Origin of the sequence: Pseudomonas sp. Colony2 (assembly GCF_019382755.1) — a bacterium.
GTDB lineage: Bacteria > Pseudomonadota > Gammaproteobacteria > Pseudomonadales > Pseudomonadaceae > Aquipseudomonas.
Genome location: NZ_CP080030.1, coordinates 6,491,765 through 6,504,204 on the forward strand (window position 1 = coordinate 6,491,765; position 12,440 = coordinate 6,504,204).

The window sequence follows — 12,440 nt, forward strand, 5'->3', positions numbered from 1 at the left end:
CCCCTACAGTGATACATGAGGCGCTACCTAAATAGCTTTCGAGGAGAACCAGCTATCTCCGAGCTTGATTAGCCTTTCACTCCGATCCACAGGTCATCCGCTAACTTTTCAACGGTAGTCGGTTCGGTCCTCCAGTTAGTGTTACCCAACCTTCAACCTGCCCATGGATAGATCGCCCGGTTTCGGGTCTATTCCCAGCGACTAGACGCCCTATTAAGACTCGCTTTCGCTACGCCTCCCCTATTCGGTTAAGCTCGCCACTGAAAATAAGTCGCTGACCCATTATACAAAAGGTACGCAGTCACAGAACAAAGTCTGCTCCCACTGCTTGTACGCATACGGTTTCAGGATCTATTTCACTCCCCTCTCCGGGTTCTTTTCGCCTTTCCCTCACGGTACTAGTTCACTATCGGTCAGTCAGTAGTATTTAGCCTTGGAGGATGGTCCCCCCATATTCAGACAAAGTTTCTCGTGCTCCGTCCTACTCGATTTCATGACTAAGAGATTTTCGCGTACAGGGCTATCACCCACTATGGCCGCACTTTCCAGAGCGTTCCGCTAATCTCAAAGCCACTTAAGGGCTAGTCCCCGTTCGCTCGCCACTACTAAGGGAATCTCGGTTGATTTCTTTTCCTCAGGGTACTTAGATGTTTCAGTTCCCCTGGTTCGCTCCATACACCTATGTATTCAGTGTAAGGTAACCATCTTATGATGGCTGGGTTCCCCCATTCAGACATCTCCGGATCAAAGTCTGTTTGCCGACTCCCCGAAGCTTTTCGCAGGCTACCACGTCTTTCATCGCCTCTGACTGCCAAGGCATCCACCGTATGCGCTTCTTCACTTGACCATATAACCCCAAGCAATCTGGTTATACTGTGAAGACGACATTCGCCGAAAATTCGCAATTACTTACAAATTTTACCTTAGCCTGATCCGTTACCAGTGAAAGTAACGTTCAGTCTATCTTTCTATCACATACCCAAATTTTTAAAGAACGATCTAATCAAAGACTAGAAATCAACATTCACCATCACATCGATGGAATGCTCATTTCTAAGCTTTCAAGACAGAAGCAGTAGTGGTGGAGCCAAACGGGATCGAACCGTTGACCTCCTGCGTGCAAGGCAGGCGCTCTCCCAGCTGAGCTATGGCCCCGTATTTCTACAGGCGTTTCCCACACAAAATTGGTGGGTCTGGGCAGATTCGAACTGCCGACCTCACCCTTATCAGGGGTGCGCTCTAACCAACTGAGCTACAGACCCAATTTCGGGCTGCTTCTTTATCGTCTTCTTCAATGAATCAAGCAATTCGTGTGGGAACTTATGGAGCAGCTGATGTCGTCGATTAAGGAGGTGATCCAGCCGCAGGTTCCCCTACGGCTACCTTGTTACGACTTCACCCCAGTCATGAATCACACCGTGGTAACCGTCCCCCCGAAGGTTAGACTAGCTACTTCTGGTGCAACCCACTCCCATGGTGTGACGGGCGGTGTGTACAAGGCCCGGGAACGTATTCACCGCGACATTCTGATTCGCGATTACTAGCGATTCCGACTTCACGCAGTCGAGTTGCAGACTGCGATCCGGACTACGATCGGTTTTCTGGGATTAGCTCCACCTCGCGGCTTGGCAACCCTCTGTACCGACCATTGTAGCACGTGTGTAGCCCAGGCCGTAAGGGCCATGATGACTTGACGTCATCCCCACCTTCCTCCGGTTTGTCACCGGCAGTCTCCTTAGAGTGCCCACCATTACGTGCTGGTAACTAAGGACAAGGGTTGCGCTCGTTACGGGACTTAACCCAACATCTCACGACACGAGCTGACGACAGCCATGCAGCACCTGTCTCAATGTTCCCGAAGGCACCAATCTATCTCTAGAAAGTTCATTGGATGTCAAGGCCTGGTAAGGTTCTTCGCGTTGCTTCGAATTAAACCACATGCTCCACCGCTTGTGCGGGCCCCCGTCAATTCATTTGAGTTTTAACCTTGCGGCCGTACTCCCCAGGCGGTCAACTTAATGCGTTAGCTGCGCCACTAAGAGCTCAAGGCTCCCAACGGCTAGTTGACATCGTTTACGGCGTGGACTACCAGGGTATCTAATCCTGTTTGCTCCCCACGCTTTCGCACCTCAGTGTCAGTATCAGTCCAGGTGGTCGCCTTCGCCACTGGTGTTCCTTCCTATATCTACGCATTTCACCGCTACACAGGAAATTCCACCACCCTCTACCATACTCTAGCTCGTCAGTTTTGAATGCAGTTCCCAGGTTGAGCCCGGGGATTTCACATCCAACTTAACGAACCACCTACGCGCGCTTTACGCCCAGTAATTCCGATTAACGCTTGCACCCTCTGTATTACCGCGGCTGCTGGCACAGAGTTAGCCGGTGCTTATTCTGTCGGTAACGTCAAAACAGCAAAGTATTAATTTACTGCCCTTCCTCCCAACTTAAAGTGCTTTACAATCCGAAGACCTTCTTCACACACGCGGCATGGCTGGATCAGGCTTTCGCCCATTGTCCAATATTCCCCACTGCTGCCTCCCGTAGGAGTCTGGACCGTGTCTCAGTTCCAGTGTGACTGATCATCCTCTCAGACCAGTTACGGATCGTCGCCTTGGTGAGCCATTACCCCACCAACTAGCTAATCCGACCTAGGCTCATCTGATAGCGCAAGGCCCGAAGGTCCCCTGCTTTCTCCCGTAGGACGTATGCGGTATTAGCGTCCGTTTCCGGACGTTATCCCCCACTACCAGGCAGATTCCTAGGCATTACTCACCCGTCCGCCGCTCTCAAGAGAAGCAAGCTTCTCTCTACCGCTCGACTTGCATGTGTTAGGCCTGCCGCCAGCGTTCAATCTGAGCCATGATCAAACTCTTCAGTTCAAACATCTTTGGGTTTTTAAGAAACCCTAAACTTGGCTCAGCAATCGTTGGTTACATCTTTGATTTCTCGCGGAGTAACTTGTGATGCTGATAATCTTGTTGACTATCAGTCTGACCCCACAAGCACCCACACGAATTGCTTGATTCAGTTGTTAAAGAGCGGTTGGTTAAGATCTTTCGTCTCAACCGAGGCGCGCATTCTACAGCAGCCTCATTTGCTGTCAAGTGATTATTTTCAGAAGTTTTCAAAGTTTCCTTTGTAACTTCAACCACTTGCGCTTCCGATCTCTCGTTAGCGGGAGGCGAATTCTACAGCGTTACACGCTGCTGTCAACACCTCTTTTTCTCCGCTTTCGACCGAGAGATCGAACCGTTAATAGGGCCAAACAACACCGCCTTACTAACTCCTTCTGGGCCTCGATGATCTGAAGCAGCTCGCTGTCGAAACCTACATAACTCTTTGTTTACCAAGGAGTTTTCCGTTTCGACTGCGCCGGAAGTGGGGCGAATTATAGACAGATATAAAACGCCGTCAACAGTTAATTTCAGGTTTATTCGGATTTAAGCGTAATACGCGCAAATGCCTTCTTGCCGGCCTGGCAAACGTGGGTCGCGCCCAGTTCGTATATAAAGGTGCGATCGACAACCTCACCATCTATACGTACACCGCCAGACCCCAGAAGGTCGCGCGCCACCGCCGAGTTCTTCACCAGGCCCGCCTTATTAAGGACGGCAGCGATCGGCATTGCCTCGCCAGCAGTCAATTCAATCTCAGGCAGATCATCCGGCAGCTCGCCATCCTTCATACGGTTACCCGCAGCACGGTGAGCACTGGCCGCAGCCTCTTCACCATGGAAGCGCGCAACAATCTCTTCAGCCAGCTTGATCTTCACATCCCGCGGGTTAGCCCCAGCTTCCACTTCAGCACGCAATGCATTGATCTCATCCATCGAGCGGAAACTCAACAGTTCGAAGTAACGCCACATCAGCGCATCCGGAATCGAAACCAGCTTGCCGTACATCACACCCGGCGCTTCCTGGATACCGACATAGTTACCCAGGGACTTGGACATCTTCTTGACGCCATCCAGCCCTTCCAGCAACGGCATCGTCAGAATGCACTGAGCCTCTTGCCCATACGCACGCTGCAGCTCACGCCCCATCAGCAGGTTGAACTTCTGATCAGTACCGCCCAGCTCGACATCGGCACGCAACGCCACCGAGTCATACCCTTGAACCAATGGGTACAGGAACTCATGGATAGCGATCGGCTGATTAGTGGAGTAGCGCTTATCGAAGTCATCGCGCTCGAGCATGCGAGCAACGGTGTACTGGGACGTAAGACGAATGAAATCCGCCGGCCCCATCTGATCCATCCAGGTGGAGTTGAAGGCCACCTCGGTCTTGGCCGGATCAAGAATCTTGAAGACCTGGGTCTTGTAGGTCTCGGCGTTATCGAGAACCTGCTCACGGGTCAGCGGCGGACGCGTAGCGCTCTTGCCGCTCGGATCGCCGATCATCCCGGTGAAGTCACCTATAAGGAAGATTACCTGATGCCCCAGTTCCTGGAACTGGCGCAGCTTATTAATAAGCACCGTATGCCCAAGGTGCAGATCCGGCGCCGTCGGATCAAAGCCGGCCTTAATACGCAGGGGCTGGCCACGCTTGAGCTTTTCGATCAGCTCAGCTTCGACCAACAGTTCTTCCGCACCACGTTTGATCAGCGCTAGCTGCTCTTCAACCGACTTCATAACAGACCCGCAAGGCTCAGATTCAAAAGGGAACCAACCATACAAGATCAGGGACTAATTACAAGTTTTGCCCTGCGCACGGACACCGTTCAGCAAGCCCAGCGTTCGCAAGCTTGCACCACAGATGATTTGGTTATATTTTATACAGTTATTTCATCTTCATCATGTCATTCATCTTTTCCAATTCATCTTTTCAAAGTCAAAATTACTTATGACCACAGAACCGTCTAAAGCGCCGCCGCTTTACCCGAAGACCCACCTGCTCGCCGCAAGTGGGATCGCCGCCCTTCTGAGCCTGGCACTCCTGGTATTTCCTTCCAGCGACGTAGAAGCCAAACGAACGACCCTAAGCCTTGACCTTGAAAGTCCGGTTGAGCAATTGACACAAGATCAAGACGCTTCCGACGCACTTCAAGCCACAAATGGCGCAGCCGAATCGCCGTTTGCCCAGATCGAAAGCAGCGCCGAAGACACCAAGGAAACCGCGCAGGCCGAACCTGCGGTAGTAGAGGCACCCAAGAACCCGCTGCACCGGGAAGTCATTGTTGCCAAGGGCGACACCCTTTCGACCCTGTTCGAAAAGGTCGGCCTCCCCGCCGCGACGGTCAACGATGTACTGGCAAGCGACAAGCAGGCCAAGCAATTCACCCAACTCAAGCATGGCCAGAAGCTTGAATTCGAACTGGCGCCCGACGGCCAGCTGACCAACCTGCACAGCAACGTCAGCGACCTGGAAAGCATCACCCTGACCAAAGGCGCCAAGGGCTTTGCGTTCAACCGCATCACCACCAAGCCGGTCATGCGCTCCGCCTATGTACACGGCGTGATCAACAGCTCGCTGTCGCAGTCCGCCGCCCGCGCCGGCCTGTCCCACAGCATGACCATGGACATGGCCAGCGTGTTTGGCTACGACATCGACTTCGCCCAGGACATTCGCCAGGGTGACGAATTCGACGTGATCTACGAACAGAAGGTCGCCAACGGCAAGGTCGTCGGCACCGGCAACATCCTCTCTGCGCGATTTACCAACCGTGGCAAGACCTACACCGCCGTGCGCTACACCAACAAACAAGGCAACAGCAGCTACTACACCGCCGACGGCAACAGCATGCGCAAGGCGTTCATCCGTACCCCGGTTGACTTCGCCCGTATTAGCTCGCGTTTCTCGATGGGTCGCAAGCATCCAATTCTGAACAAAATTCGCGCTCACAAAGGCGTCGACTACGCCGCCCCGCGTGGCACGCCGATCAAGGCTGCCGGTGACGGCAAGGTCTTGCTGGCCGGTCGCCGTGGCGGCTACGGCAACACCGTGATCATCCAGCACGGGGCCACCTACCGTACGCTGTATGGCCACATGCAAGGTTTCGCCAAGGGCATCCAGACCGGCGGCAACGTCAAGCAGGGCCAGGTGATCGGTTACATCGGCACTACCGGGCTGTCCACCGGCCCGCACTTGCACTACGAGTTCCAGGTCAACGGCGTGCACGTCGACCCACTGGGCCAGAAGCTGCCCATGGCCGACCCGATCGCCAAGGCCGAGCGCGCCCGCTTCCTGCAGCAGAGCCAGCCATTGATGGCCCGCATGGACCAGGAGCGCTCTACTCTCCTGGCTTCGGCGAAGCGCTAAGCCATGTCGCTCTATATAGGTGTGATGTCCGGGACCAGCCTTGATGGCCTGGACATTGCGCTGATCGAGCAAGGCCCGGCGATCAAGCTGATCGCCACCCACTACATCCCCATGCCTGAATCCCTGCGTTCCGAGCTGCTTGGCCTGTGCGCCAGCGGCCCGGACGAGATTGCCCGTTCGGCGCTCGCGCAGCAGAACTGGGTGACGCTTGCCGCCCAAGGTATTCACGCCCTACTCGATCAGCAGAACCTCAAGCCCCAGGACATTCGAGCGATTGGCAGCCACGGCCAAACCATTCGTCACGAACCTGCACGGGGTTTTACCGTGCAGATCGGCAACCCGGCGCTGCTCACCGAATTGACCGGAATCACCGTCGTCAGTGATTTCCGTAGCCGCGATGTCGCCGCCGGAGGCCAAGGCGCCCCGCTGGTGCCTGCATTTCATGAGGCACTGTTTGGCGAGCGTACGGGCAACCGCGCCGTACTGAATGTAGGCGGCTTCAGCAACCTCAGCCTGATCGAGACCGGCAAACCGGTTGCGGGCTTCGACTGCGGCCCGGGGAATGTCCTGCTGGATGCCTGGATTCACCAGCAACGCGGCGAGAACTTCGACCGCGATGGCCAGTGGGCTGCCAGCGGGAAGGTTGAACCCCAGCTACTCAAGGCATTGCTCAGCGATCCGTTCTTTGTGACCAAAGGGCCAAAAAGCACCGGTCGCGAAGTCTTCAACCTGGGATGGCTTGAGCATCACCTGGGACGATTGCCGCCATTCGCAGCCCAGGACGTGCAAGCCACATTGCTCGAGCTGACTGCCCTGACCATCGTCGAATCCCTGCAAACCGCCCAACCACAGACCGAAACCCTGCTGCTCTGCGGCGGCGGCGCCCACAACGCAACCTTGATGAGCCGCCTGAGCGCCCTGCTGCCGGCGACCCAGGTCAGCAGCACCGCCACCTGCGGCGTAGACCCTGACTGGGTCGAAGCCATGGCGTTCGCCTGGCTGGCCCATTGCTGCCTGGAAGGCATCGCCGCCAACCGCCCCAGCGTCACCGGCGCCCGCGGCCTTCGTGTACTCGGCGCGATCTACCCCGCCTGAATCCCACACAGCAAAACGCCGCTTGGCCCTATCAAGGCCAAGCGGCGTTTTTATATCCGCTGTCGATCAGATCGAGAACGAAGACCCGCAACCACAAGTGGTGGTGGCATTCGGGTTCTTGATCACGAAGCGCGAACCTTCCAGACCTTCCTGATAGTCCACCTCGGCTCCTGCCAGGTACTGGAAGCTCATCGGATCGACAACCAGGCTGACGCCCTCGCGCTCAACGATGGTGTCGTCATCGGCCACGTCTTCATCGAAGGTAAAACCGTACTGAAACCCTGAACAACCGCCGCCCGTAACAAATACGCGCAGCTTCAAGCGATCATTACCCTCTTCATCGACCAGGCTCTTCACCTTGTGCGCAGCACCGTGGGTGAATTGCAAAGCCGTGGGGGTGAAGGATTCAACGCTCATGCTGATAATCTCCCGGCGTAGCGCCGCCATATGCGTGATGGCGGGCATTATCCGCTTCTCCTAGAAAAGCGGTCAACTATTGTTACGGTATATCAATCTGCGCAGCGGCCATTAAAAACACGAAAGGCCCGATCAACGGGCCTTTGCGCAACAGCAGAAAATTTACGGCAGCATGCCCGCGTGGGACAGGCCCAGCTTCTCATCCAGGCCAAACAGGATGTTCATGTTCTGCACAGCCTGGCCCGAAGCGCCCTTGACCAGGTTGTCGATGACCGACAATACCACCACCAGGTCACCATCCTGTGGACGATGCACTGCGATACGGCACACGTTGGCACCGCGCACGCTGCGGGTCTCCGGGTGGCTGCCCGCCGGCATCACATCGACGAACGGCTCATTGGCATAGCGCTTTTCAAACAGCGCCTGCAGGTCTACCGAGCGATCAACGACCGTCGCATACAGTGTGGAGTGGATCCCGCGGATCATCGGTGTCAGGTGCGGCACAAACGTCAGGCCGACATCCTTGCCCGCAGCACGACGCAGCCCCTGGCGAATTTCCGGCAAGTGACGATGGCCTTTGACTGCATAGGCTTTCATGCTTTCCGACGTCTCGGAGTAAAGCGAACCTACAGCGGCCCCACGACCAGCACCACTGACGCCCGACTTGCAGTCAGCAATCAGCCGCGATGCATCCGCCAGCCCGGCTTCCAGCAATGGCAGGAAACCCAACTGCGTAGCGGTCGGATAGCAACCCGGCACAGCGATCAGGCGTGCTTGCTTGATCTGCTCACGATTGACTTCCGGCAGGCCGTACACCGCCTCTTCCAGCAACTGCGGTGCACCGTGAGGCTGGCCGTACCACTTGGCCCACTCATCGGCGTCCTGCAGGCGGAAGTCTGCCGACAAGTCGATCACCTTGGTGCCGGCGGCCAGCAACTCGCCCGCCAGGGCATGGGCCACACCGTGAGGCGTGGCAAAGAACACCACATCACACGCGCCCAGGGTCTTGATATCCGGAACGCTGAACGCCAGGCCGTCATAGTGGCCTCGCAGGTTCGGGTACATATCGGCCACAGCCAGGCCGGCCTCGGATCGGGAAGTGATCACCACCACCTCAGCTTGCGGATGCTGAGCCAACAGACGCAGCAATTCGACACCGGTGTAACCCGTGCCGCCGACGATACCGACCTTGACCATAAACCTGCCCTCAACGAACCCACTGGAAAGCCGTCGATAATAGGGTTCGTATCGTCCTGCGACAACCTTCAACATGACGTGTAGACGCAAGAGCCACTACTATCTTCAGCTACCGTGAACCTGGGAATAACTAAAAATGCTTTATCTATGGGTCAAAGCCTTTCATATCGTCAGCATCGTCTGCTGGTTTGCCGCGCTGTTCTACCTTCCGCGCCTGTTCGTCTACCACGCCCAAAGCGAGGACACCATCAGCAAGGAACGCTTCAGCGTGATGGAGCGCAAGCTGTACCGCGGCATCATGGGCCCGGCGATGATCGCCAGCCTGGTGTTCGGCGGCTGGCTGATCTACCTCAACCCGGCCATCTTTCAATCCGGCGGGTGGATCCACGCCAAGTTGACTCTGGTAGTACTGCTCATCGGCTACCACCATATGTGCGGCGCGCAGGTAAAACGTTTCGCCCGTGGCGAAAACACCCGCAGCCATGTCTTTTATCGCTGGTTCAATGAAGTGCCAGTTCTGATATTGCTGGCTATCGTAATTTTGGTCGTGGTCAAACCGTTCTAATCTCTATTACTCGGGGTACTTCCAATGTCGCTGCCCGCTTCGCTCGAACAAAATCTGCGCCTGCCCGTCGTGGCTGCGCCGATGTTTCTGATCTCCAACCCGCAACTGGTGCTGGCCTGCTGCCGCAACGGGATCGTCGGCAGCTTCCCTGCCCTCAACCAGCGGGAAAGCAGCGGCTTCAAGGCGTGGCTGGAAGAAATCGAAGCGGGCCTGGCGCTGCTGGATAACCCGGCGCCCTATGCGGTCAACCTGATCGTGCACAACAGTAACCCGCGGGTGGAAGCTGACCTGGCGATCTGCGTCGAGCACAAGGTGCCGATCGTCATCACCAGCCTGGGCGCGGTGAAAGAATTGGTAGACGCGGTGCATAGCTACGGCGGCCTGGTATTCCACGATGTCACGACCCGGCGCCACGCCGAAAAGGCCGCTGAAGCCGGCGTCGATGGCCTGATCGCCGTTGCGGCGGGCGCAGGTGGCCACGCCGGCACCTGGAGCCCGTTCTCGCTGATCGCAGAAATCCGTCAGTTCTTCGACAAAACCCTGCTGCTCGCCGGTTGCCTGAACCACGGCCACGAAATCCTCGCCGCGCAACTGCTCGGCGCCGACCTGGCCTATTTCGGCACGCGTTTTATCGGCACCACCGAAAGCCAAGCCCCGGATGCCTATAAAGAGATGCTGCTCACATCGCGCGCCGCCGACATCGTGCACACTCCAGCCGTCTCCGGTGTTCCCGCAAGCTTCATGCGCCAGAGCCTGGAAAATGCCGGTTTCGACCTCGCCGCGCTGCAAGGCAAGGGTGAAGTCAATTTTGGCTCCAAGCTCAAGCCACTCAACGACGAAGCCAAAGCCTGGAAGACCGTGTGGTCCGCCGGCCAGGGCGTCGGAGAGATTGATGATTTGCCCAGCGTCGATGAACTCGTGGCCCGCCTGGATGCCGAATACCGCAAGGCGCTCGAGCATGCGGCACAATTGCCTGAACGCTGGCCACGCTGATCCGCGATTCAAAGCCTGCTGATCAAGGCAGGCCTCCCCTATTCAAGTGACAAGGATGCCCGCATGAGCGACAACCGTTTCAAGATTGTGTTTGATGGCGCATTGCTCCCGGGTGTCGAAAGCACCACCGCCAAGCTGAACCTCGCCGAGTTGTTCAAAAGTGATGTCGACGCGATCGAAAAGCTTTTCACCGGCCGCCCGGTCGCGCTGAAACGCGACCTTTCCCGCGCCGATGCCGAGACCTATCTGCAAGCGCTGAAAAACGCCGGGGTGGATGCGCGGATAGAAGAAGAGCAGCCGGTCGCCTTCAGCCTTGCCGAAACCCATGAAACGGACTCCGGCAGCGCGACTGACTACACCCGCCCCGCCGCATCGCCTTACGCCCCGCCCCGAGCCGCGGTTGGCGAGAACCTGCCGGAGTTTTCCACCCTTAAGGTATTCACCGTCAACGGCCGGATCGGACGCCTGCGCTTCCTGGCGTGGACGCTGGTGCTGAGCGTGGTGATCCTCCTCGTCTCAAGCGTGTTCTTCACCGTCGGACTTGGTATCGCTGCGGTCTCTCCGACGATTGCCATGGTCATTGGCTTCTTGGTGGGGATTGCCATACTCGTGGCCGCTGTGTGGGTCAGCGTACAGATCACCGTGCAGCGCCTGCATGACCTGGGCTGGTCCGGCTGGCTGTGGTTCCTGCACCTGGTGCCCTTCGTTGGCAGCATCTTCCCGATCCTGCTGATGGTCCTCCCCGGTAACACGGGCGCAAACCAGTACGGCGCGCCACCACCGCGTAACTCCACTGCGGTGAAAATCCTCTCCGCATTGTGGCTCGCATTCATTCCGCTGGTATTTGCCGGCGCGGTGTTGGTTGGCATGAGCGGCTACCTGGATCAACTGGAAAGCGATGTAGGTGGCAGCTACGAAAGCAGCTCCATCAACTCCGATGACGACAGCGACCAGGCCACCACCGTCGATGAAGTCGATGTGCAAAGTGCTGACGACACAGCCGAACCTGTAGACTCTACGCAACAGTGAAAAACGCCCGACGCCTGTGACGCCTCTGTCACAGGCCCGGTAGCGTTGCGATGGAGAAACGCATGACCCGTTACGCTCTGATCACCGGTGCCTCCAGCGGCATCGGCCTGGCCTTGGCCGAAGCACTGGCCCGTCGCGGCCGCAGCTTGATTCTGGTGGCCCGCCAGCGTGATCAGTTGGAAAGCATTGCAATTGAATTGACTCAGCGCTTCGGCGTCGAGGTGCTGTTCCGTGCCTGTGACCTGGGCGAGCCCCTGCGGCTCTCCGGGTTCCTGCTGGAACTGGAAGAAGGCGAGCGGCAGATCGACCTGCTGGTCAACTGCGCCGGCATCGGTACCAGCGGCCCGTTCCTGGCGCAGGACTGGATGACCGAGCAGGACCTGATGGAGGTCAACATCCTCGCCCTGACCCGCATGTGCCACGCCCTCGGCAACGCCATGGCCCTGCACGGCGGCGGGCAGATTCTCAACGTCGCGTCGATTGCCGCGTTCCAACCCGGCCCGTGGATGAGCACTTACTACGCCAGCAAGGCCTACGTGCTGCACTTTTCCGAAGGCTTGCGCGAGGAACTGAAGACCTGCGGCATCAAGGTTTCCGTTCTTTGCCCCGGCCCGACCCGCACCGCATTCTTCGGCACCGCCCAAATGGACACCGCCAAGCTGGATCGCAGCCAACAGTTGATGAGCCCGGAAGAAGTCGCGCTCTACACCGTGCGTGCGCTGGCCAAGAACAAAGCCATCATCATTCCCGGCCGGCGTAATCGCTGGCTGGCGTTCAGCCCGCGCCTGAGCCCGCGCTGGCTGACCCGCAAGATTGCCGGCGCGATCAACAAGGCCTATTGCCCGCGCTGATCGCCTGAGTACACTCACCCTGCACTTTCACAA

Annotated in this window: 9 protein-coding genes, 2 tRNA genes and 2 rRNA genes (1 of these 13 cut by a window edge); 6 read left to right on the plus strand and 7 right to left on the minus strand. The window is 57.2% G+C overall.

All coding sequences use genetic code 11. The features are described 5' to 3' along the window. The 5 genes from JV201_RS26480 to tyrS all read right to left on the minus strand — a co-directional run. Window positions 1-847: ribosomal RNA gene (locus tag JV201_RS26480) — 23S ribosomal RNA — on the minus strand (it extends 2,043 nt beyond the left edge of the window). A gap of 232 nt (window positions 848-1,079) precedes the next feature. After that, a tRNA-Ala gene (locus JV201_RS26485) sits at window positions 1,080-1,155 on the minus strand. A gap of 30 nt (window positions 1,156-1,185) precedes the next feature. Next, a tRNA-Ile gene (locus JV201_RS26490) sits at window positions 1,186-1,262 on the minus strand. 83 nt (window positions 1,263-1,345) lie between these two features. Then, window positions 1,346-2,882: ribosomal RNA gene (locus JV201_RS26495) — 16S ribosomal RNA — on the minus strand. Together the 16S and 23S rRNA genes with 2 tRNA genes alongside form the textbook arrangement of a ribosomal RNA operon. A gap of 551 nt (window positions 2,883-3,433) precedes the next feature. Beyond that, window positions 3,434-4,633: a tyrosine--tRNA ligase gene (gene tyrS / locus JV201_RS26500; protein WP_003210928.1), complete on the minus strand. Its 1,200-nt coding sequence runs from the start codon at window positions 4,631-4,633 to the stop codon at window positions 3,434-3,436. Window positions 4,634-4,844: 211 nt separating this feature from the next. Here tyrS and JV201_RS26505 point away from each other — a divergent pair, with 211 nt between their 5' ends. Both JV201_RS26505 and JV201_RS26510 read left to right on the plus strand, forming a co-directional pair. After that, window positions 4,845-6,260, plus strand: a complete 1,416-nt coding sequence (locus tag JV201_RS26505; RefSeq protein WP_003210931.1) for a peptidoglycan DD-metalloendopeptidase family protein — start codon at window positions 4,845-4,847, stop codon at window positions 6,258-6,260. A 3-nt stretch (window positions 6,261-6,263) separates the two neighbouring features. Then, window positions 6,264-7,355, plus strand: a complete 1,092-nt coding sequence (locus tag JV201_RS26510) for an anhydro-N-acetylmuramic acid kinase (protein WP_219406209.1) — start codon at window positions 6,264-6,266, stop codon at window positions 7,353-7,355. A gap of 66 nt (window positions 7,356-7,421) precedes the next feature. On the opposite strand, the gene erpA is transcribed toward JV201_RS26510, so the two are convergent. After that, window positions 7,422-7,772 carry an iron-sulfur cluster insertion protein ErpA gene (gene erpA, locus JV201_RS26515; RefSeq protein ID WP_003176443.1) on the minus strand — a complete coding sequence of 117 codons (351 nt, stop codon included), beginning with the start codon at window positions 7,770-7,772 and terminating at the stop codon, window positions 7,422-7,424. A 162-nt stretch (window positions 7,773-7,934) separates the two neighbouring features. Then, a complete protein-coding gene (gene argC / locus JV201_RS26520; protein ID WP_003210935.1) occupies window positions 7,935-8,969 on the minus strand; it encodes an N-acetyl-gamma-glutamyl-phosphate reductase in 1,035 nt (344 codons plus the stop codon). Window positions 8,970-9,105: 136 nt separating this feature from the next. Here argC and hemJ point away from each other — a divergent pair, with 136 nt between their 5' ends. The 4 genes from hemJ to JV201_RS26540 all read left to right on the plus strand — a co-directional run bounded on the left by hemJ (window position 9,106) and on the right by JV201_RS26540 (window position 12,407). Further along, window positions 9,106-9,534 (plus strand): protoporphyrinogen oxidase HemJ, encoded by a 429-nt coding sequence (gene hemJ / locus JV201_RS26525; protein ID WP_003210937.1) that lies wholly within the window; start codon window positions 9,106-9,108, stop codon window positions 9,532-9,534. A gap of 24 nt (window positions 9,535-9,558) precedes the next feature. Continuing rightward, the gene (locus tag JV201_RS26530) at window positions 9,559-10,527 is read left to right on the plus strand and encodes a nitronate monooxygenase family protein (protein WP_219406210.1); all 969 of its coding nucleotides are present in this window, start codon (window positions 9,559-9,561) and stop codon (window positions 10,525-10,527) included. Window positions 10,528-10,590: 63 nt separating this feature from the next. Continuing rightward, window positions 10,591-11,556: a DUF805 domain-containing protein gene (locus JV201_RS26535; protein WP_003210940.1), complete on the plus strand. Its 966-nt coding sequence runs from the start codon at window positions 10,591-10,593 to the stop codon at window positions 11,554-11,556. A 62-nt stretch (window positions 11,557-11,618) separates the two neighbouring features. Then, on the plus strand, window positions 11,619-12,407 hold the full coding sequence (locus JV201_RS26540; RefSeq protein ID WP_219406211.1) for an SDR family oxidoreductase: 789 nt from the start codon (window positions 11,619-11,621) through the stop codon (window positions 12,405-12,407). Window positions 12,408-12,440: the final 33 nt, after the last annotated feature.

Excerpts from the sequence above, each read along its gene's own strand:
- tyrS (WP_003210928.1), bottom strand. The coding sequence starts at position 4,633 with ATGAAGTCGGTTGAAGAGCAGCTAGCGCTGATCAAACGTGGTGCGGAA.
- JV201_RS26505 (WP_003210931.1), top strand. The coding sequence starts at position 4,845 with ATGACCACAGAACCGTCTAAAGCGCCGCCGCTTTACCCGAAGACCCAC.
- hemJ (WP_003210937.1), top strand. The coding sequence starts at position 9,106 with ATGCTTTATCTATGGGTCAAAGCCTTTCATATCGTCAGCATCGTCTGC.
- JV201_RS26510 (WP_219406209.1), top strand. The coding sequence starts at position 6,264 with ATGTCGCTCTATATAGGTGTGATGTCCGGGACCAGCCTTGATGGCCTG.
- JV201_RS26530 (WP_219406210.1), top strand. The coding sequence starts at position 9,559 with ATGTCGCTGCCCGCTTCGCTCGAACAAAATCTGCGCCTGCCCGTCGTG.
- erpA (WP_003176443.1), bottom strand. The coding sequence starts at position 7,772 with ATGAGCGTTGAATCCTTCACCCCCACGGCTTTGCAATTCACCCACGGT.
- argC (WP_003210935.1), bottom strand. The coding sequence starts at position 8,969 with ATGGTCAAGGTCGGTATCGTCGGCGGCACGGGTTACACCGGTGTCGAA.
- JV201_RS26535 (WP_003210940.1), top strand. The coding sequence starts at position 10,591 with ATGAGCGACAACCGTTTCAAGATTGTGTTTGATGGCGCATTGCTCCCG.
- JV201_RS26540 (WP_219406211.1), top strand. The coding sequence starts at position 11,619 with ATGACCCGTTACGCTCTGATCACCGGTGCCTCCAGCGGCATCGGCCTG.